The sequence below is a fragment of the Brachybacterium halotolerans genome (assembly GCF_016623465.1).
GTDB lineage: Bacteria > Actinomycetota > Actinomycetes > Actinomycetales > Dermabacteraceae > Brachybacterium > Brachybacterium halotolerans.
This window is the reverse complement of record NZ_JAEDAJ010000011.1, coordinates 54,447-74,678: the sequence shown is the minus strand read 5'-3', so window position 1 is coordinate 74,678 and position 20,232 is coordinate 54,447. Positions and strand designations below refer to the sequence as shown.

General features: G+C 70.1%; 18 protein-coding genes. 9 read left to right on the top strand and 9 right to left on the bottom strand.

The window, feature by feature from the left end; genetic code table 11:
- Nucleotides 1-66 precede the first annotated feature (66 nt).
- The 4 genes from I8D64_RS14660 to I8D64_RS14645 all read left to right on the top strand — a co-directional run bounded on the left by I8D64_RS14660 (nucleotide 67) and on the right by I8D64_RS14645 (nucleotide 4,307).
- On the top strand, nucleotides 67-1,362 hold the full coding sequence (locus I8D64_RS14660) for an extracellular solute-binding protein (protein ID WP_200503542.1): 1,296 nt from the start codon (nucleotides 67-69) through the stop codon (nucleotides 1,360-1,362).
- Nucleotides 1,363-1,367: 5 nt separating this feature from the next.
- Nucleotides 1,368-2,303 carry a carbohydrate ABC transporter permease gene (locus I8D64_RS14655; protein WP_200503541.1) on the top strand — a complete coding sequence of 312 codons (936 nt, stop codon included), beginning with the start codon at nucleotides 1,368-1,370 and terminating at the stop codon, nucleotides 2,301-2,303.
- A gap of 1 nt (nucleotide 2,304) precedes the next feature.
- The gene (locus I8D64_RS14650; protein WP_200503540.1) at nucleotides 2,305-3,183 is read left to right on the top strand and encodes a carbohydrate ABC transporter permease; all 879 of its coding nucleotides are present in this window, start codon (nucleotides 2,305-2,307) and stop codon (nucleotides 3,181-3,183) included.
- Between the two features lie 128 nt (nucleotides 3,184-3,311).
- On the top strand, nucleotides 3,312-4,307 hold the full coding sequence (locus tag I8D64_RS14645) for a glycoside hydrolase family 130 protein (protein WP_200503539.1): 996 nt from the start codon (nucleotides 3,312-3,314) through the stop codon (nucleotides 4,305-4,307).
- A gap of 43 nt (nucleotides 4,308-4,350) precedes the next feature.
- Here I8D64_RS14645 and I8D64_RS14640 read toward each other — a convergent pair whose 3' ends face one another.
- Together I8D64_RS14640 and I8D64_RS14635 are read right to left on the bottom strand one after the other, a co-directional pair.
- Complete coding sequence (locus I8D64_RS14640; protein ID WP_200503538.1) at nucleotides 4,351-5,199, bottom strand: sugar phosphate isomerase/epimerase family protein; 849 nt, start codon at nucleotides 5,197-5,199, stop codon at nucleotides 4,351-4,353.
- Between the two features lie 89 nt (nucleotides 5,200-5,288).
- A complete protein-coding gene (locus tag I8D64_RS14635; RefSeq protein WP_200503537.1) occupies nucleotides 5,289-5,756 on the bottom strand; it encodes a MarR family winged helix-turn-helix transcriptional regulator in 468 nt (155 codons plus the stop codon).
- Nucleotides 5,757-5,867: 111 nt separating this feature from the next.
- Here I8D64_RS14635 and I8D64_RS14630 point away from each other — a divergent pair, with 111 nt between their 5' ends.
- Complete coding sequence (locus I8D64_RS14630; RefSeq protein ID WP_200503536.1) at nucleotides 5,868-7,331, top strand: MFS transporter; 1,464 nt, start codon at nucleotides 5,868-5,870, stop codon at nucleotides 7,329-7,331.
- Here I8D64_RS14630 and I8D64_RS14625 read toward each other — a convergent pair.
- The 5 genes from I8D64_RS14625 to arfA all read right to left on the bottom strand — a co-directional run bounded on the left by I8D64_RS14625 (nucleotide 7,299) and on the right by arfA (nucleotide 12,203).
- Complete coding sequence (locus tag I8D64_RS14625) at nucleotides 7,299-7,916, bottom strand: TIGR03086 family metal-binding protein (RefSeq protein WP_200503535.1); 618 nt, start codon at nucleotides 7,914-7,916, stop codon at nucleotides 7,299-7,301. The genes I8D64_RS14630 and I8D64_RS14625 overlap by 33 nt on opposite strands.
- A complete protein-coding gene (locus tag I8D64_RS14620; protein WP_200503534.1) occupies nucleotides 7,913-8,422 on the bottom strand; it encodes an SRPBCC domain-containing protein in 510 nt (169 codons plus the stop codon). Before I8D64_RS14620 ends, I8D64_RS14625 begins: the two co-directional genes overlap by 4 nt.
- Complete coding sequence (locus I8D64_RS14615) at nucleotides 8,419-8,790, bottom strand: ArsR/SmtB family transcription factor (RefSeq protein ID WP_200503533.1); 372 nt, start codon at nucleotides 8,788-8,790, stop codon at nucleotides 8,419-8,421. The genes I8D64_RS14620 and I8D64_RS14615 overlap by 4 nt, the downstream gene beginning before the upstream one ends.
- 259 nt (nucleotides 8,791-9,049) lie before the next feature.
- Entirely contained in the window at nucleotides 9,050-10,669 is a 1,620-nt protein-coding gene (locus I8D64_RS14610) for an alpha-N-arabinofuranosidase (protein WP_200503532.1), read from the bottom strand.
- Between the two features lie 19 nt (nucleotides 10,670-10,688).
- Nucleotides 10,689-12,203 (bottom strand): arabinosylfuranosidase ArfA, encoded by a 1,515-nt coding sequence (arfA, locus tag I8D64_RS14605; protein WP_200503531.1) that lies wholly within the window; start codon nucleotides 12,201-12,203, stop codon nucleotides 10,689-10,691.
- A gap of 186 nt (nucleotides 12,204-12,389) precedes the next feature.
- Here arfA and I8D64_RS14600 point away from each other — a divergent pair, with 186 nt between their 5' ends.
- The 4 genes from I8D64_RS14600 to I8D64_RS14585 all read left to right on the top strand — a co-directional run bounded on the left by I8D64_RS14600 (nucleotide 12,390) and on the right by I8D64_RS14585 (nucleotide 16,948).
- A complete protein-coding gene (locus I8D64_RS14600; protein WP_200503530.1) occupies nucleotides 12,390-13,451 on the top strand; it encodes a LacI family DNA-binding transcriptional regulator in 1,062 nt (353 codons plus the stop codon).
- A gap of 204 nt (nucleotides 13,452-13,655) precedes the next feature.
- Nucleotides 13,656-15,017: an ABC transporter substrate-binding protein gene (locus I8D64_RS14595; RefSeq protein WP_200503529.1), complete on the top strand. Its 1,362-nt coding sequence runs from the start codon at nucleotides 13,656-13,658 to the stop codon at nucleotides 15,015-15,017.
- A gap of 20 nt (nucleotides 15,018-15,037) precedes the next feature.
- Nucleotides 15,038-16,012, top strand: coding sequence for a carbohydrate ABC transporter permease (locus I8D64_RS14590; RefSeq protein WP_200503528.1), 975 nt, complete (start codon nucleotides 15,038-15,040; stop codon nucleotides 16,010-16,012).
- Between the two features lie 3 nt (nucleotides 16,013-16,015).
- Nucleotides 16,016-16,948 carry a carbohydrate ABC transporter permease gene (locus I8D64_RS14585; RefSeq protein WP_200503527.1) on the top strand — a complete coding sequence of 311 codons (933 nt, stop codon included), beginning with the start codon at nucleotides 16,016-16,018 and terminating at the stop codon, nucleotides 16,946-16,948.
- 416 nt (nucleotides 16,949-17,364) lie between these two features.
- On the opposite strand, the gene mmsB is transcribed toward I8D64_RS14585, so the two are convergent.
- Nucleotides 17,365-18,546, bottom strand: a complete 1,182-nt coding sequence (gene mmsB, locus I8D64_RS14580) for a multiple monosaccharide ABC transporter permease (protein ID WP_200503526.1) — start codon at nucleotides 18,544-18,546, stop codon at nucleotides 17,365-17,367.
- Between the two features lie 10 nt (nucleotides 18,547-18,556).
- Nucleotides 18,557-20,101 (bottom strand): multiple monosaccharide ABC transporter ATP-binding protein, encoded by a 1,545-nt coding sequence (gene mmsA / locus I8D64_RS14575; RefSeq protein WP_200503525.1) that lies wholly within the window; start codon nucleotides 20,099-20,101, stop codon nucleotides 18,557-18,559.
- Between the last annotated feature and the right edge of the window lie 131 nt (nucleotides 20,102-20,232).

Genomic DNA, 20,232 nt, shown 5'->3' with positions numbered 1-20,232 from the left:
CGCGCGCACCCGAGCCGTGCGCGCCCACCCCTCGGCCCATGGAGCCGACTGTCCCTGAGGAGATCGATGAGGACCCTCACCCGCCGCACTCTCGGCACCGCAGCGCTCGCTCTTCCGCTCGCCCTCGCGGCGTGCGGACGCAGCGCCGTGGACTCCCAGGAGGCCGCGACCTCGCGCGGTCCGATCAGCATCTGGGTCTCCACCAATGAGCAGGAGCTCGCCTGGGGCAAGGCGGTGAGCGAGGCGTGGAACGCCGAGCACGAGCACGAACCGGTCACGTTGCAGGAGATCCCGGCCGGTTCGAGCTCCGAGGAGGCGATCACCGCGGCGATCGTCGCGGGAACCACCCCTGACCTCATCTTCAACATCTCTCCCGCTGCTCTCCCGGACTGGATGCGTGCGGGCGGTCTCGTCGACCTGACGACTTTCGAGGGCGGCCGCCGCCACATCGAGGAGCGCGGCGGCACGCGCGCCCGGAACTATGCCGAGGACGAGGGGAAGGGCGGCTACTACCAGCTGCCGTGGAAGTCCAACCCCGTCATGCTCATGTACAACCGGAAGATCTTCGCCGATGCCGGCCTCGACGCGGAGACACCGGACCTGGACACCTTCGACAAGCTCCTCGACGCCTCCCGTCAGATCGTCTCCTCCGGGGCTGCAGGATCCGCGATCTGGCCGTCGCCGACGAGCGACTTCTATCAGCCCTGGTCCGACTTCTACCCGCTCTACCTCGCCCAGACCGGCGGGACCCGGCTCATCGAGAACGGTTCGCCGACCTTCGACTCACCCGACGGCCTGGCCGTCGCCCGCATGTGGCGGTCCATGTACGACGAGGAGCTGGCCCCGCGCGAGCAGTCGACCGATGACGCCATGACCACGGGCGCCACCGCGATGCAGCTGGCGGGCCCCTACGCGATCGCGACCTACAAGGATGCGATCGACTACGGCTTCATGCCCGTCCCCACGGCCGAGGGCATCCCCGCCGGGAAGACCATCACCTTCGCCGACTCGAAGAACGTCTCGCTGTGCTCGACGAGCCGGAACCGGCTCACCGCCTGGGATTTCCTGGCCTTCGCGACCGGCGAGGAGTGGGACGGGAAGCTGCTCGAGCTGACGGGGCAGATGCCTCTGCGCCAGGACCTCGCTTCCGTGTACCCGGACTACTTCGCGAAGAACCCCGACTACACGAGCTTCGCCGACCAGGCGGACCGCGTGGCCGACGTCCCGTACGTCTCCGGTGGGATCGAGATCTGGCAGCGGTTCCGCGACGCGTACTCCGGGGCGGTGATCTTCGGGACCGACTCCGTCGAGCAGGGTCTCTCGGACGTCGCCCACCAGATCGACGCCCTGATCAAGGAGTGATGACGATGACGACTCCCTCCGCTCTCGCGGCGCCTCGCGCCCGCACCTCCGCCCGCGACCCGTGGTGGCGACGCCTTCTCGGCACACAGCCGCTGGGGCTCGGCATGTCCCTCCCCTACATCGTCTTCCTGGCGGTGGTGATGGCGTACCCGCTGGGCTATGCCGTCTACATCTCGTTCTTCGACTACGTGTTCACGGCCCCCGGCGTCCACGCCGACCACCCGTTCGTGGGGCTCGCGAACTACCGCGCCGTGCTCAGCGATCCGCGCGTTCTCGGCTCCTTCGCGAACATCGCGGTGTTCCTGATCATCAACGTCCCGCTGACGGTGATCCTCTCGATGGTGCTCGCCTCGGCGCTGAACTCGCTGACGCGCTGGACAGCGGCCTTCCGGGTCGCCTTCTACGTCCCCTACGTGACGGCGAGCGTGTCCCTGATCGGCGTCTGGATGCTGATGTTCTCGCAGGACGGGCTGGTCAACTCGATCCTCGGTCCGCTGGCCCCTGATCCGTCATGGCTCGTGAACTCCCACTTGGCGATGCCCTCCATCGCCCTGTTCGTGACCTGGAAGCAGCTCGGGTTCTACGTCCTGCTGTACCTGGCCGCCCTGCAGAACGTCCCCAAGGAGCTCTACGAGTCCGCGCAGGTCGACGGCGCCGGGGCGGCGAAGCGCTTCCTGCACATCACCGTCCCGGGGGTCCGCTCCACGACCCTGCTCGTGCTGATCCTCGCCATCATCACCGGCTCGAACCTGTTCACCGAGCCCTATCTGCTCACCAACGGCGGTGGGCCCGACGGGGCCTCGGCCTCGCCCGTCCTGCTGATCTACCAGAAGGGGATCCAGCAGGGGAACCCGGACCTCGCCTCGGCGATCGGCGTGATCCTCGTGATCCTCGTCGGCCTGCTGTCACTGATATCGACCCGCCTGACGAAGGAGGACTGAGATGTCCGTCGATCGGTCGACCGCCGGGAACGCCCCGGACCACGCGCACCGCAAGCGCGCCTCGCGGGGAGCCGTGTACGCGGTGCTCGCCGTCATCGCGCTGGTCTTCATCTTCCCCTTCTACTTCATGGCGATCGGGGCGTTCCAGGAGGACCCGACGACGAGCCTGTCGGCACTGGCTCCCCGGGGCGGGTGGACGCTCGAGAACTTCACGACCATCAATGAGCGCCTCGGGCTGCTGCGGGCACTCGTGAACTCGCTCGTCTTCACCGCCGGCGTCCTCGCGGGAACCCTCGTGTTCGGACTGTCCGCCGGGTACGCCCTCGCCAGGCTCCGCTGGCGGGGCCGCGGCGCGCTGTTCGTGATCATGCTGGGCGTCCAGATGGTGCCCTTCCAGCTGCTGATGATCCCGCTCTACGTGCAGATCGCCGGGAATTACGGGCTCGGCGACACCTATGCAGGGATGATCCTGCCCTCGCTCATCAACACCACGGCGGTGTTCATCTTCCGCCAGTTCTTCCGAAGCCTGCCGGAGTCGATCTTCGAGGCCGCTCGCATCGACGGCGCGAGCGAGCTGCGCGTGCTGTGGTCCATCGCGATCCCCATGGTCCGCCCTGCCATCGCGACGGTCGTGCTGATCACCTTCATCGGCCCGTGGAACGAGTTCCTCTGGCCGTTCCTCATCACCAAGGAGTCCTCGATGCAGCCGCTCGCCGTGGCGCTCGCCAACTACATCAACAACGTCGCCGGGACGGTCGCGAACCCCAACGGCGCGATCCTCGCCGGTGCCTGCACGCTCGCCTTCCCCGTGGTGATCCTGTTCTGCCTGTTCCAGCGCTACTTCACGGCATCCGACATCGGAGCCGGCATCAAGGGGTGATGCCCTCACTGCTCGATGCGCGCATCCGACCCGGCGGCAGACCCTCACGAACCGCTCCGGTCTCCATGACGACCGGTGCAGGCACACCACAGCCCCCTCACCACACCCCCGAACCGCGAAGGACAACCATGACCACCGTCAGCCTCTTCGGCGATGCACGCTTCCCCCTGGGGCCGTTCACCCCTTACGAGCACAACCCGATCCTGCGACCCAAGGGCGACTCCTGGGAATCGGCGAACCTCTACAACCCCGCAGCGCTCGTCGTCGACGACCGGGTCGTGCTCCTCTACCGCGCCCACGCCGAAGACATCGTCTCCCACATCGGCATCGCCTTCAGCGACGACGGGTACCACTTCGAGCGCGAGGACGCCCCGATCCTGTCCCCCGAGCACGACTACGAGCGGTACGGCTGCGAGGACCCCCGCATCGCCTGCATCGAGGGCACCTACTACCTGACCTACACGGGCTGGGACCGCGAGACCGCCCAGCTGTGCCTGGCGACCTCACCGGACCTGCGCACCTGGACCAAGCACGGACCACTCTTCGAGGACTTCAACACCTTCGCCGCGGTCAGCGACAACGGCAAGCGGAACTGGTCGAAGGCCGGCGTGATCGTCCCCCAGCAGATCCACGGCCAGTGGTGGATGTACTTCGGAGAGGGAGCGATCTACTGGGCCACCAGCGACGACCTCATCCACTGGACACCCGGCACACCCGACACCGAACCCATGTACTCCCCCACCCCGGGCACCTTCGACGAAGCCCTCGTGGAGATCGGCACCTCCCCCGTCCTCACCGACACCGGACTGCTGCTCATGCTGACCAACGGCGCCACCCGCATCGTCCACGAGGACGGCACCACCGGCGTCGACTACCGCTGCGGACAGATCGTCATCGACCCCGCCCAGCCGACCACGGTCCTCGCCCGCCTCCAGGAGCCCTGGCTGCGCCCGCAGACCTACGAGGACACCCACGGCCTGGTCTCCAACGTCACCTTCGTCGAAGGACTCGTGAAGTTCCACGACCGCTGGTTCGCCTACTACGGACAGTCCGACACCACCCTCGCCGTCGCGACCGCCGATCCTGGGAACGAGTACGGCACGGGCCTTCGCGCCGACGGCTGAGGCCGACGGGAGGAAGGGCCCCGCGTCCGCTCGCGCTCGGGGCTCACTCCCCCGCGATCGCGCGGTCCAGGAGGCCCGAGATCTGCTCGAGCACCTCGTCGACGGGGCGCTCGGCGAGCTCCTTCATGAACGGCTCGATCTTCACGGGGCCCGAGTAGTCGGCCGCGCGCACGGCGCCCATGAAGCCGGGGACGTCGATGACGCCGGTCGCGAAGGGCAGGCGTCGGTCGAGGTCCTGCTGCTCGTCGCGCTCGCGGTCGTCGCGGGCGTCGTTGATGTCGACCGAGACGATGTCGGCGTCGGTGAGGCCCTCGAGGTCCGACACGTCCTCGCCGGCGGTGTACCAGTGGTAGCTGTCGAGGATGAGGCCCACGTTGTCGGCACCCGAATCGGCGATCAGCTCGCGGGCCTCGCGCAGCGAGTGGATGAAGGGGAAGCGCTCGGTGGACCAGAAGGTCTTGGGCCCGATGTACTCGAGGCCGATGCGCAGGCCGGCGTCGGCCAGCAGGTCGGCGACCAGCGCGAGGCGCCCGGCGTGCAGCCGCCAGTTGCGGCGGTGGTCGAGCTCGTCGTGCATCGGCCGCATCCAGGTGCCCACGCGGGTGACGCCGGCGGCGGTCAGCAGGTCCAGGCTCTGCGGGAGATCGACGAGGGCGCGGCGGAACTCCTCGGCCGGCGCATCGAGCGGCACGGGCAGCCCCGTCATGCCCCATTCCAGTCCGCGCTCGCGCACGGAGTCGGCGAACTCGCGGACGGCTGCGGTGCTGCCCAGCGAGCGGAAGTGTCCGAGGTCGGGGTCGACGCCGCCGAAGCCGTGCTTCGCAGCGAGGTCGACGGCGGTGGGCAGGTCGAGGTCCAGGCCGAGTGCTCCGGCGGAGAGGTTCGAGAACATTCCCCGAGCCTAGGCGCGTTCTGTTCTCACGTGGGGAATTCGCAGGTGATGTCCACCAGCTGGGACTCCGGGTGCTGCACCGGAGCAGATCAGGAGGCGTCGTCCCCCGGGGCGAGAGATCCGTAGGCCTCGACGAATCGCTCGAGGAGCTCCAGGAGCTGCGAGGAGTCGGCCTCCCCCAGGGTGCGCAGGGCCGCCTCGTAGCCCTGGAGGGAGATGGCGACGTCCTTCTCGAAGGCGCCCCTGCCGGCCTCCGTGCTCACGACGTGGAAGGCGGAGCCCGCCGTGGGGCGCGTCTTCTCGAGGAGCCCGTCGGCCACGGCCGCATTCACCTGACGGTTGACCGTCGACTGCTCGAGACCGAGCTCGCGGGCGATCTCCTTGAGCGTGCGCGGCGACCCGTCCGTGAACAGCCAGAGGATCCGCAGGTCGGCGGTCCCCAGCCGCATGTTCTGCTGATGGCTGCGGCGGAAGCGCTCGAGCCTCGCGTACTGCCCGGCCAGACGCCTGCCGCTCTCGACGTCCGCTCTCGGATCGCCGCTCTCGTTCGCCGTCATCTCGTTCCTCTCGTCACCCGGGATGGGCTTCCCGGCGCGCAGTGTGTAGTCTACATAGCGTTGCTTGTGTAACTTACATATCGCTCTGCTTGCGCTCTCCGGAAGGCCCCGATGACCTCGACACCCGACGCCGCGACACCACGTGCCGCCACCCGTCGCCCGGCGCTGATCCTCGCCGTGGCGGGCTTCTCGAGCCTCAGCGCCTCGCTCATGCAGTCGCTCGTGATCCCGATCCAGCCCGAGCTGCCCACCATGCTCGACACCTCCGCCTCCAACGCGGCGTGGGTCGTCACCGCGACGCTGCTCGCCGGCGGCGTCGCCATGCCCGTCTCGGGACGGCTCGCCGATCTCAAGGGCCGCAAGCCCGTGCTCCTCGGCTCCGCCGTCCTCCTGCTCATCGGCTCGCTGATCTGCGCGCTCGGCGACTCCCTCGCCCCGGTCCTCGTGGGGCGCGTGCTCCAGGGGCTGGCGATGGGCTACATCCCCGTCACCATCAGCTTCGCCCGCGAGGTGATGCCCAGGCACCTGCGCAATGCGGCCGTGGCCGGCATCAGCGCCACGCTCGGCGTCGGAGGCGCCCTGGGCCTTCCGATCTCGGCCTGGATCGCCCAGTCCTACGACTGGCACGCGCTCTTCTGGGTGGCCAGCGGCCTCGCCGCCATCATGGTGCTCGCGACCGCAGCGGCGCTCCCCCACCGGCCCGCCGCGGCCTCCGGTCGCCTCGACGTGCTCGGCGCGCTCGGCATGGCGGTCGGCGTCGTCGGAGTGCTGGTGGGCGTGTCCAAGGGCAGCAGCTGGGGATGGACGAGCCCGGCGACCCTCGGCACCATCCTCGGAGGCCTGCTGGTCCTGCTCCTCTGGGGCCGCTTCGAGCTGCGTCGCCCCAGCCCGCTGGTGGACCTGCGCACCACCGCCCGTCGGCCGATCCTGCTCACGAACATCGCGGCGGTGCTCGCCGGATTCGGGATGATGGCGCAGTCGATCGTGATGCCCCAGCTGCTCCAGGCGCCGGACGCGACCGGCTACGGCCTGCACCAGACGATGCTGCAGGCGGGACTCTGGATGGCGCCGGCGGGCCTGATGATGCTCGCCTTCACCCCGATCTCGAGCCGCATGCTGGACCGCCTGGGCGGGCGCATCACGCTCGCGATCGGCATGATCGTGCTCGCCTCCGGCTACGTGCACGCGTTCTTCCTCACCGGTGCGCCGTGGCAGCTCATGCTCGCGTCCTGCGTGTCCTCCGCCGGCGTGGGCATCGCCTACGCGGCCATGCCCACGCTGATCATGGAGAACGCACCCGAGGCGGAGGCCGGCGCGGGCGTCGGCCTGAACTCGCTCATGCGCTCGATGGGCACCACGAGCGCCGGGGCGGTGATGGCGATCGTGCTCACCTCGGTCACGATGCCGCTGGGCGGCACCGCGATCCCCACGCTCGACGCCTTCCGCCTGTGCTTCGCGATGGGCGCGGTCGCGGGACTCGCGGCCGCCGGCGTTACGCTGTGCATCTCGCGCCGTCCGTCGTCGCGCACCCCCACGCCGCAGTCAGCTCCCGAGGCCGAGCCGGCCGTGCCCTGAGCCCGGCGACGCCCAGCGCGGGTCGCGGCCGAGGAAGGCGAACAGCCGCTCCTGCTCGCTCGCGCCCTTCGGGACGGGCTGCTGCTGCCCGAACTGGCCCGTCGGCCGCAGGTACTCCTCCATGGCGCTCATGCCGGTGAGCGCCTCGTGGACCATGTCGGGATCGAGGCGGTCGTCCTGGCCGCTCGACCGCGCGAGGTCCCAGGTGTGGAAGAAGACGTCCCCGGTGAAGATCTCGTCGATCACGGCGCCGACCGCACGGTCCTGCCCCGTGTGGCGATTCGCGTGGGGGCGCGCGGAGACCTCGGGGGCGGCGAGGATCCTGCGGATCTGCTCGTCGAGGTGCGTCCAGGCACCGACCGGGTCCTCCTCGGCCGACGACCCCGGCGCGAAGCGCACGTCGGAGCCGTCCTCGATGACCGCGGGCAGCCAGGTCACCAGGTGGTCGACGACGTCGCGCGCCCTCCACTCGACCACGGGCGTGGGCGCGTCCCAGTCGGCCGTGCCGCTCACGGTCGCGGTGAAGCGGTCGGAGATGGCCCGGTACTTCTCGGCGGGCGGGAGCTGCGGGAGGGGCGCGGTCATCGCTGCTCGCCCCGCTCGGCCAGGAGCGCGTCGAGGGCCTCGTACCCCTGCTGCACGCCTCTCTCCATGTCGCTCGCGAGCATCTGCTCGCGGGAGGCGAAGGAGTCGTAGAGCGAGCATCCGTGCAGGCGGGTGCGGCCGTTGCCGAGGTCCTCAACGCGGACGGTCTCCAGGGTCACGGCCTCGGGCCAGGCGTCGTAGGTGAAGGTCTGGACGATGCGGTCGGGGAGCACGTCGTGGAAGCTGCCGTGGAAGGAGTACGACTCCCCCTCGGGGTCGTCTGTGCGGAAGGCCGCGTAGGCCCAGGCGCCGCCGGTGGTGGCGTCCCAGCGGGTGATGCGGGTGGTGAGGTCGTGCGGGCCGATCCAGCGGGCGAAGAGCTCGGGGTCGGTGTGGGCGCGCAGCACCTGCTGGGGCGATGCGTGGAAGTCGCGCTCGATGCGCACGACGGGCAGGTCGGGGTCGGCGCTGATGCGTGCGGTGGTCAGGGGTGCGCCGGTGCTCATGGCTGGCCCTCCTCGGAGGGTGCATGCGTCGGGGTGGCGGGCGGGGCGGTCTCGGGATCGGCCAGCACGTCCTCGAGGCGGGACATGCGCGCTTCGGCCGCGCGTCGGTGCCGGTCGATCCATCCGGTCAGCTCGCCCAGGACCTCGGCGTCGAGGCGGACGGGGCGGCGCTGCGCGTCGCGGCTGCGGGTCACCAGACCCGCTCTCTCGAGGACCGCGATGTGCTTGCTGACGGCCTGCAGTGACATGTCGTAGGGGGCGGCGAGGTCGCCGACGGCGGCGTCACCGAGGGCGAGCCGGGAGACCAGGTCGCGCCGGGTGGGGTCGGCGAGGGCGGCGAAGGCCCTCGACAGCTGGTCGTCGTCCATCACTCCCTTTTTCAACCGCTGGGTTGAGAAAGACGGTACGCCCGTCAGGCATCGCGGTCAACCATCTGGTTGAGGACCCCCGGGGCGGGCTCCGGCTCGACGCTCGCGCACTCCGGCCCGGCCTTCACGCGCTCCCGTTCGGCGAGCGCACTGGCCGAGGGGCACGCCGTTCGAGGTGGCACGGCGCGCCGCGCCGTGGGCGTGCCGCGGGCGCGCCGCGCCGTGGGTGTGCCGCGCCGTGGGCGTGCCGTGCCGGGATTCAGTCCGCGAGCTGCAGCGCGACCGTCGCGAAGGAGTGCGGCGGGAGCTCGAGCTCCAGGCCCCTCTCGTGCTCGCGGACGGTGGTGAGCGCGGCCGGTGCGACGGCGCGCGGATGCTCCGGCGTGTTGTGGGCCGCCGTCGACTCCCCCGTCAGCACCTCGGCCCGGTGGCCGACGACGCGGCGGCCCCGCAGGTCCAGGAGCAGGGTGCGGGGCGTGTCCGCCGAGAGGTTCGTGAGGGAGATCAGCGCGGAGTCGCCCGCCTGCTCGTGGCGCTCCCCGGTCCGCACCGAGGCCGAGGCGGACATCAGGGGCAGCGCGCGCCCGTCGACCTCGGCCGGCGCCTCCGGGAGGACCACGTGGGTGGCGAGCGCGGACGCGTCCTGGTGGTCCGCGTTCATCGCGAAGACGTGGTAGCTCGGGGTGAGCACGAGCGCGCCGGTCGCGGGGTCCGTGAGCACCATCGCCTGCAGGACGTTCACGGTCTGGGCGATGTTCGCCATGCGCAGCCGGTCGGCGTGACGGTGGAAGCCGTCGAAGTGGAGGGCCGCGACGAGGGCGTCGCGCACGGTGTTCTGCTGGTGCAGGAAGCCGGGGTCCGTGCCGGGCTCGACGTCCCACCAGGTGCCCCACTCATCGAGCACGAGGGCGATGCGCTGCGCGGGATCGTGCTGGTCCATGATGTGCGCGTGCCGGGCGACCAGCTCCTCCGTGCGCAGCGCCCGGGAGAGGGCGAGGTACCACTCGCGCTCGGAGAACTCCGTCGCCGACCCCTTGGCCTCCCAGGGCCCGGTCATCGTGTAGTTGTGCAGGGAGATGGCCTGCCAGGGCGCGCGGCCGTCGGGCGCGGAGCGCATGAGCGCCTCGGTCCAGGCGAAGTCGTCCACGTTCGCGCCGGCGGCGATGCGGGTGATCCGGTGCTCGCCGTGGTCGCGCACGAAGGTCGAGTACCGGCGGGCGAGCCCCACGTAGTCCTCGGCGCGCAGGTTCCCGCCGCATCCCCAGGACTCGTTGCCGATGCCGAAGAACGGCACCCGCCAGGGCTCGTCCCTGCCGTTGCTGCGGCGCAGCGCGGCCATCGGCGAGTCGTCGGCACGGGTCAGGTACTCGACCCATTCGCTCATCTCGGCGACCGTGCCCGAGCCGACGTTCCCGCTGATGTACGCCTCGGCGCCGAGCATCTCGACGAGGTCCATGAACTCGTGGGTCCCGAAGGAGTTGTCCTCGACGACGTCGCCCCAGTGGGAGTTGACCATGCGCGGGCGCTGCTCGCGGGGGCCGATGCCGTCGCGCCAGTGGTATTCGTCGGCGAAGCAGCCGCCGGGCCAGCGCAGGTTGGGGATCCGCAGCGCGCGCAGCGCCTCGACGACGTCCGCGCGGATCCCGCCCACGTGCGGGATCTCCGAGTCCTCGCCGACGAAGAAGCCGCCGTAGATGCAGCGCCCCAGGTGCTCGGCAAAGTGGCCGTAGAGGTGGCGGGAGATCGTCGGCCCCGGCAGGTCGAGGTCCACGACGACCCGCGCCGGGCCGTCGGCAGTGCGCGCGGTCGAGCCCGTGGCGGGGCTGCCGAGCGCGGCGGGCAGGTCTCGGGTCAGGCGCGGGGCGTGCGGAGGGGTCATCGGGCTCTCCTTCGAGCGGTCAGCTCCGGTGCAGGCGGACGACGCTCCACGAGATCGCGGGAAGCGCACCGGCCAGGTGCCCGTCCTCGACCCGGATGGTGTCGTTGGACTGCGGCGTCACCGTGTCCGGGGCGTCCTGGGTGTTCGCGGCGTAGGGGTCCTCGTGGTGGAGGGTGAGCGCCTCGACGAGGGAGAGGCCGCCGAAGTCCGCGAGGTCCACGGCGAGGTCGAGCTCGCGCCCGGGATCGCGGTTCACGACGAACAGCGTCAGGTTCCCGGCGGTCTCGTCCCAGGTGGCGACGGCGTCGGCCGCGCTCGAGGTGCCGAAGCGCTCGTTGGCGAAGGTCGGGGCCTCGATGCGCACGTCGAGCACCTCGCCGGCGGCGTGGCGGGCGGTGAGCGCGAAGGGATGGAAGGTGGTCTGGCGCCAGGTCGCCCCGCCGGGCGCGGTCATGATCGGGGCGATCACGTTGACGAGCTGCGCGAGGGAGGCCGAGGCGACGCGGTCGCTGTGGCGCAGCAGGGAGATCAGCAGGCTGCCCACGACCACGGCGTCCATCGCGTTGTAGGTGTCCTCGAGCAGCACGGGCGCGACGGGCCAGTCGTCGCCCTCGGGCGGGCGGGACTCGGCGCGGTGCTGGTACCAGACGTTCCACTCGTCGAAGCTGACCATGATGCGCTTCTCGGCCTTGAGCTCGGCCCGGACATGGTCCGCGGTGGCGACGACGGAGTCGATGAAGTGATCCATGTCGTCGGCCGAGGCGAGGAACGAGGCCTGGTCGCCGTCCTTCTCGGCGTAGTAGGCATGGGCGGAGACCATGTCGACGAGGTCGTAGGTCTCGGCGAGGACCGTCGCCTCCCAGGTGCCGAAGGTCGGCATCTGCGAGCTCGAGGATCCGCAGACGACGAGCTCGAGCCCCGGATCCTCCTGGCGCATGGCGCGCGCGGTCTCCGCGGCGGTGCGCGCGTACTCCTCGGCGGTCTTGTGGCCGGTCTGCCAGGGGCCGTCCATCTCGTTGCCCAGGCACCACATGCGGATCCCATAGGGCTCGGGGTGGCCGTGGGCCGCGCGCGCGTCGGAGAGCGCGATGCCCTGCGGCGCGTTCGCGTACTGCAGCACGTCGAGCGCCTCGGGGACGCCGCGGGTGCCCAGGTTCACCGCGTACATCGGCTCGACGCCGGCGCGCTCCGCCCAGGCCATGAACTCGTCGAGGCCGACGGTGTTCGGCTCCGTCGAGTGCCACGCGAGGTCATGGCGCGCGGGCCTCTCCTCGACGGGGCCGACGCCGTCCTCCCACCGGTACCCGGAGACGAAGTTGCCGCCCGGGTAGCGGACGCTGGTGACGCCCAGCTCGCGCGTGAGGTCGAGGACGTCGGTGCGGAAGCCCGCCTCGTCGGCCGCGGGGTGGCCGGGCTCGAAGATGCCGCCGTAGACGCAGCGGCCCAGGTGCTCGACGAAGGCCCCGAAGGTGCGCGGGCGCACGGGCGCGACCCGGAAGGCGGGGTGCAGGGCGAGGGTGACGGTGCGGGTCATCGCGGCGGGGCCTTTCGTCGTGTACAACGTTGCAGACGATCTCACCACGGCCCCCGTCGGCCGTCAAGAAGTTCCCCGCGACCGCGGCCAGGAGGAGGCCAGGAGGAGGCGCTCCGCCGCGCCGATCCTGCGGACCCCGCAGGCAAGCGGCTTCTCGCGGCACCCCGCGGTGGCACAATCAGCCGCATGCCACCGTCCACCCGCCGCGCACGGCGCCGACCGCCCACGCTGCGCGACGTCGCCGAGATCGCGGACGTCTCCATCAAGACGGTGTCCAACGTCGTCCACGACTACCCGCACGTGCGGGAGTCCACCCGCACCCGCGTGCAGGAGGCGATCGCGGCGACGGGCTACCGGCCCCAGCTCGCCGCCCAGCAGCTGCGCACCGGTGCGAGCGGCATCGTCACCCTCGCTGTCCCCTCGCTGAACTTCAGCTACTTCTCGAACCTCGCGCAGACCTTCATCGACGAGGCACAGGGCCGGGGCCGAACCGTCGTCCTGCACACCACCTCCGCGGGCCGCGACGAGGAGATCGAGGTGCTGCGCGGCTTCCGGCGGCGGCTGGGCGACGGCGTCATCTTCAACCCCATGCAGGTGGGCGAGGACTACCTCGCGCAGATGGAGCACGTGGACCAGCCTACCGTGTTCATCGGCGAGCACCTCTCCGACGCGCACCTGCCGCCCGGCTCCGACTACGTCCGGATCGACAACACGCGGGCGACCGCCGACGCCACCGCCCACCTGCTCGAGCGCGGCCGGCGCCGGCTCGCCTTCGTGGGCGCTATGGAGACCACGGACCCCGCGCCCCACAGCTCCTCGGGCCTGCGCATCGAGGGCTTCCGCCAGGCCCTGTGGCGCCACGACCTCGACCCCGCGCGGGCGCCGATCGAGGAGGTCGCGGACTGGCATCGGGCCGACGGGCGCGAGGCCGCGCACCGCCTGCTGGACGCACATCCGCACCTCGACGGCCTGGTGTGCGGCAACGACGAGATCGCCCTCGGCGCGCTCGCCGGCCTGCGCGACCGCGGCCGCACCGTCCCGGGCGACGTCGCCGTGGTCGGCTACGACGACAGTCCCGAGGCGCTCTTCGCCCATCCGCCGCTCACGACCATCCGCCCGGACAAGCAGTTCCTGGTCAAGGCCGCTCTCGACATGCTCATCGAGCGGATCAACGGCTACGAGGGGGCTCCGCGCACGATCACCGCGCCGCACGAGCTCGTGGTCCGCGGGAGCACGCCGGAGGGCTGAGGGGGCGGCTCACGTCGCCGCTGAGCGCGCCCGGAGTGTGTCCGGAGTGCGCCCGACGGCACCCCTGCGTCCTGCGCGCCCAGCGCCCGCCGAGCTCTCCGCCACCCCTTTGCGCTCGGCACCGCCGCGTGTATTCTCAACGTTGCAAAGATGCTCTGGGTCACGTTCACACCGCGATCCCGATCCACGACGGAGTGATGCCCCATGCGTGTGCGCACGCCCCTCGGCTCTGCCGGCCGACGTCCCGTCGGCCGCCGCACCCTTCTCGGCTCGACCGCCGTGCTCGGCGCGTCCGCCGCGCTGGCCGGCTGCGGCGGACCCCTCGGCGCGGGCCTGGTGGGCAGCGAGGTCGCCCCCGGCACCCTCGTGTTCTGGAACCTGTTCGGCGGCGGCGACGGCGGCCGCATGCAGGACATGGAGAAGGTCTACGCGAAGGCCCACGGCGGCTCCTCCTCGCTCCAGGCCACGACCTTCGCCTGGGGCAATCCGTACTACTCCAAGGTCACGCTCGCGACCGTCGGCAACCAGCCGCCCGACGTCGCGGTCGCCCACCTCACGCGTGCGAAGCCCCTGTGGGACGGCGGCATCCTCGACCCCATCAGCGAGGACGACCTCGCGAGGGTGGGCCTGAAGACCTCGGACTTCAACGAGAAGGCCTGGAGCGCGCAGGTCACCGACGGCAAGAACATCGCGATCCCGCTGGACACCCACCCCTTCGTCATGTTCTTCAACCATGACGTGATGGACAAGGCCGGACTGCTCGAGTCCGACGGCTCCCTCACCGACCTCTCGGGGGTCGAGACCTTCGAGTCCGCCCTCGAGGAGATCAAGGGCGTCACCGGATCGGAGGCCCTGACCTCTGCGAACGTGAGCGAGACCGCGACGCCGTGGCGACTGTTCTGGTCGCTGTACAACCAGTACGAGGACGCCACCCCGTTCCTCTCGGACGGGGGCGCGAAGATCACCGTCGACGAGGACATCTACACGGACATCACGGCCCGTCTGCAGAAGTGGGTCGAGAAGGGCTGGCTGAACCGCGGCATCGACTACGCGGGATCCCAGACGCAGATGGCGACGGGCAAGGCCGGCATCTACCTGCAGGGCGAGTGGGAGATCAGCACCTTCCAGTCGATCGAGGGCCTGAAGTTCGGCATGGCACCGATCCCCACACTCTTCGACCGGCCCGCAGCGCAGGCAGACTCCCACACCTTCATCCTGCCGAAGAAGGACCGCACGCCCGAGCAGCTGACGCAGGCGCTCGGATTCATCAAGTCGATGCTCACCGAGTCGATGACCTGGGCGGAGGGCGGGCACGTCCCCGCCTACCTGCCCACCTACGACAGCGCGGAGTACAAGAAGCTCACGCCGCAGTCGGACTACGCCTCCGCCGCGGAGAACGCCTACTACGACGACGCCGCCTGGTACGGGGGCTCGGGCTCGACCTTCGAGGCGACGGTCGGCGCGCAGCTCGCCCTCTTGCAGCAGGGGTCGACCACTCCGGAGGGCGCGCTGAGCGCCATCCGCGGCCAGCTCCAGACCTACCTCGACACGCCCAGTCCGCTCTGAGCCGAAGGGACGCACGCATCATGACCAGTGCAACGACGACGCCGAACGCCCCGTCGGCCGCTAGCGCTGACGCTCCGGCCCGTCGGTCCGGGCGCGGCGGACGCCCCTCCGACCGCGGCACCGGGCCGGGAGCCTGGCTGTTCCTCGCGCCGTTCGGGATCTTCTACCTGGCGTTCCTGCTGGGGCCGACGATCTGGATGTTCGTCGCGAGCTTCTTCAACACCTCGCTGGTCCACCGGGGCCTGGGAAGCTTCGCGGGCCTCGACAACTACGTCGAGATGTTTTCGCGCGCGGACTTCTGGTCCTCTCTCTGGCACACCCTGCAGTTCACGATCTACACCGTGCCGCCGCTGGTGATCCTCGCGTTCGTCTTCGCGGTGCTCACCAACCGCCTGCAGCGGGGCCAGTGGTTCTTCCGTCTCGCGTTCTTCCTGCCGTTCATCCTGCCCTCGGCGACGATCTCCCTGATCTGGGTCTTCATCTTCACGCCGGCCACGGGCCTCTTCGCGAGCGTGCAGTCGCTGCTCGGCTTCACACCGGGCTCGGGGATCCTCGCCGATCCCAAGAGCGCGATGGTGGGCATCGCGATCGCGACGGTGTGGTGGACCATCGGGTTCAACTTCATCCTCTATCTCGCGGGGCTGCAGGACATCCCGCGCGAGCTCTACGAGGCCGCGGCCGTCGACGGCGCGAGCACCTGGCAGCAGATCCGGCACGTGACGATCCCGCTGCTGCGCCGCACCACGACGCTCGTCATCCTGCTGCAGATCATCGCGAGCCTGAAGATCTTCGACCAGGTCTATCTGATGACCAACGGCGGTCCGGGCATCTCCACCCAGGTCAGCCTGGGCCTGATCACCGGCACCGCCTTCACCGACAACCGCATCGGCGCCGCATCGGCCGCTTCGGTGCTGCTGTTCATCATCATCGTCGCCATCGCCGTGATCCGCGAGATCGTCGAGCGCGTGGCCGCACGTCGCGACCAGGAGGCCTGAGCCATGACCACGACCACCGCGACCACCCCGGGCGCCGGGCGCGCAGGCCGATCCGGCGTGGGCGGCGCGATCTCCGCCGCCGCTCCCCCGGCCCGGTCCTCGGGCGCCGGCATCAGCGGGCGCACCTTCACGATCGTCACCTGGATCGTGCTGGTCGTGTTCGCGGTGATCTGGCTGATCCCGAGCCTGTTCGCGCTGAAGACCTCGCTGTCCGAGAACGGCGTCGCGGCGCTCGGCGCGAACGAGATCCTCTCCCACTGGTACCCGACGCTGCACTCGTACTCGACGCTCTTCGGCGCGGGCGACATCTGGAACTGGTACCTGGCCAGCGCGATCACCGGCATCCTCACGACCGTCCTCACCGTCGTGTTCGCCTCGATGGCCGCCTTCGCGCTCTCCCGGATGCACTTCCGCGGCCGCACCACCGTGATGCTGATGATCCTGCTGGGCATCATGATCCCCAGCCAGGTGCTCATCGTGCCGATCTTCGAGATGCTGGGCGCCGCGAACCTGCTGAACACCTACTGGGCCGTGATCTTCCCGCAGGTCCCCGCGGTGATCTCGGTGTTCATCTTCAAGCAGTTCTTCGACGGCATCCCCCGCGAGCTCGAGGAGGCCGCGCGCATCGACGGCGCCGGACTCTGGAAGATCTACTGGTCGGTGATCATGCCGCTCTCGCGCCCCGTGATCGCCGCGGTCGCGATCCTCACCTTCGTGGGCGTGTGGAACAACCTGCTGCTGCCGCTGTTCGTCCTCACCAACCCGAACCTGATGACGATCCCCGTCGGACTCGCGACGGTGCAGGGCAGCTTCGGTCAGCGCTTCGCCGACATCCAGGCCGGCGCGATCCTCGCCGCCCTCCCCCTGGTCCTGCTCTACCTCGTCTTCCAGCGCCAGATCGTCGAGGGCGTCGCGGGGACCGGGCTGAAGGGGTAGCGGGCGGATCCGGATCGGCGGGCTGAGGCTCCTCGGTGGGCACACGGGCACACGGGCACGAACATATGAGGATGGCAAACCACCACAGCGCTTCGGTGGTTCGCCATCCTCATATCTTTGCCCTGCGGGTCGCTCCGACGTGCTCGGCTGAGGGCATCGAGGAGGTGTGATGTGCCGTCCCGCCCAGGAGCTCCTCGACGAGCACGGATCCGGCCCGATCACCCAAAGGACCCCCGGCGCAGGCCGACCATGCGGCCGCATGGGCGTGAGAAGTACGAAACCGTTGCCATGAGCACTCTTGGCAACGGTTTCGTACTTCTCACGCTCCACGGGCGGCCGACGGCGGCAGCGATGGGTGCCGGCCACTGGAGCACCGGGTCACCCGGCCGGACCGCCGGGCCGCCGCCCCGGCGGCCTCACCCCTCGGCGCCGGCGCGCTTCTTGTTGTAGACGTCGAAGGCGACCGCGAGGATCAGCACCACGCCGCGCACGATCGACTGGGTGGACTGGCCGATGCCCATGATCTGCATGCCGTTGGACATGACCGCCATGATCAGGCCGCCGATGATCGCGCCCTGCACCTTGCCCACGCCGCCGCTGACGGCGGCGCCGCCGATGAACGCGGCCGCGATCGCGTCGAGCTCGAACATGTTGCCCGCCCCCGGCTGCGCCGAGTTCGAGCGGGCCGAGTAGACGATGCCGGCGATCGCGGAGAGCAGGCCCATGTTCACGAACAGCATCATGTTCACCAGGCGCGTCTTCACACCGGAGAGGCGTGCGGCCTGCAGGTTCCCGCCCATGGCGTAGACGTGCCGGCCGAAGACGGTCTGCTGGCTGACGAACGAGTAGATGAGGATCAGCGCGGCGAGCAGGATCAGCACCACGGGGAGGCCTCGGGCGTTGGCGATCTGCCAGGCGAAGGCCATCACGATGACGGCGACGACCGCGACCTTGACCGCGAAGATCCACAGCGCCTCGACGCTCTGGTCGTAGCGCAGCTTCGCGAGGCGCGCCCGCCACTGCTGGAGCGCGAACACGATCACCACGGCGGCCGCGACGACCAGCGTGAACACGTCGTACCCGGGACCGCCGAAGAGGCCGTTGAGGAAGCCGCCGGCGATCTTCTGGTACGCCTCGGGGAACGGCGAGAGGGACACGTTGCCCAGGGTCTGCATGGTCATGCCGCGGAAGATGAGCATGCCCGCGAGGGTCACGATGAACGCCGGGATCCCAACGATCGCGACCCAGAATCCCTGCCACAGCCCCACCAGGATGCCGATGCCCAGGGCCGCGAGGATCCCCAGCCACCACGGGAGTCCGTGCTGGATGACGACCACGGCGGCGACCGAGCCGGTGAACGCGACGACCGAGCCGACCGAGAGGTCGATGTGCCCGGCGACGATGATGAGCACCATCCCGATCGCGAGGATCAGGATGTAGGAGTACTGCAGGATCAGGTTCGTGAGGTTGCCCGGGCTCAGCAGCGCGCCGCGGGTGAGCACCGTGAACAGCAGCACGATGAACACGAACGCGATGTAGATGCCGCTCTGGCGGACGTTCCTGGTGAGCAGGTCCTTGATATCGGAGGTTCCGGCCATCGGTGGTCCCTCACTCCCTCTCCATGGTCATGAGCTCCATCAGGTGCTCCTGCGTGGCGTCCGCGGCGCTCACCTCTCCGGTGATGCGGCCGGCGGACAGTGTGTAGATGCGATCGGCGAGCCCCATCACCTCGGGCAGCTCGGAGGAGATCACGACGATCGCCTTCCCCTGCTCGGCGAGCTCGTTGATCAGCGTGTAGATCTCGTACTTCGCGCCGACGTCGACGCCGCGGGTGGGCTCGTCGAGGATCAGCACGTCGGGCTCGGTGAACAGCCACTTGCTGAGCGCGACCTTCTGCTGGTTGCCGCCGGAGAGCTGGCCGACGCGCGAGAGCACCGTCGGCGTCTTGATGTTCAGCGACTTCCGGTAGCGCTCGGCGACGGAGATCTCCTGGTTGCCGTCGATCCAGCCCGTGCGGGAGACCTTGCCCAGCGCCGCGGCGCTGATGTTGCGCCGCACGTCCTGGATGAGGTTCAGCCCGTAGCGCTTGCGGTCCTCGCTGACGTACGCGATGCCGCTGCCGATCGCGTCGGCCACACCGCGCACGTTCGCGGGACGCCCGTGCATGAACACCTTCCCGCTGATCTCGCGCCCGTAGGAGCGGCCGAACACGCTCATCGCGAGCTCGGTGCGGCCGGCGCCCATGAGGCCGGCGATGCCGACGACCTCTCCGGCGCGTGCGGTGAGCGAGACGCCGTCGACGAGGGTGCGGTCGGGCTGGGTCGGGTGGGTGACGTGCCAGTCCTCGATGCGCAGCACCTCCTCGCCGATCTCGACGCTGCGCTCGGGGAACATGCTGTCCATGTCCCGCCCGACCATCCCCTTGATGATGCGCGGGATGAGGGCGCGGCCCGCCGCTGCCCCGCCGTGCATGTCGATGGTCTCGATGGTCGAGCCGTCGCGGATGACGGTGGTGGTGTCGGCGATCTCGGCGATCTCCCCGAGCTTGTGGGAGATGATGATCGAGGTGACGCCCTGCTCGTCGCGCAGACCGCGGATGAGGCCGAGCAGGTGCTCGGAGTCGTCGTCGTTGAGCGCGGCGGTGGGCTCGTCGAGGATCAGCAGGCTCACGTTCTTCGAGAGCGCCTTGGCGATCTCGACGAGCTGCTGCTTGCCGACGCCGAGCTGTCCGACCGGCGTCACCGGGTTCTCGTCGAGGCCCACGCGGCGCAGCAGCCTGAGCGCCTCCGCGTTCGTCTCGCCCCAGCTGATGACGCCCCCGCGGGAGCGCTCGTTGCCCAGGAAGATGTTCTCGGCGATGGTCAGGTGCGGCACCAGGGCGAGCTCCTGGTGGATGATCACGATCCCCTCGGCCTCGGAGTCGCTGATCGAGTGGAAGCTCATGGGGCGGCCGCGGAAGTGGATCTCGCCGTCGTAGGTGCCGGCGGGCTCGACGCCCGAGAGCACCTTCATGAGCGTGGACTTCCCTGCCCCGTTCTCGCCGCAGATCCCGTGGATCTCGCCCTCGCGGACGCTCAGGGAGACGTCCTGCAGGGCGGTGACGCCGGGGAAGCGCTTGGTGATGGAGCGCATCTCGAGGATGCTGTCGTTCATCGGGCCCTCCTTCGGGCTGGGGCGCAGGTGCTTGCGCCGCGGGCGCGCGCGGTGACCGGGTCGACCGCGCGGGCACGGGCGGGGGCGGGGGCGGGGGGGGGGGGGGGGGGGGGGGGGGGGGGGGCGGCTCG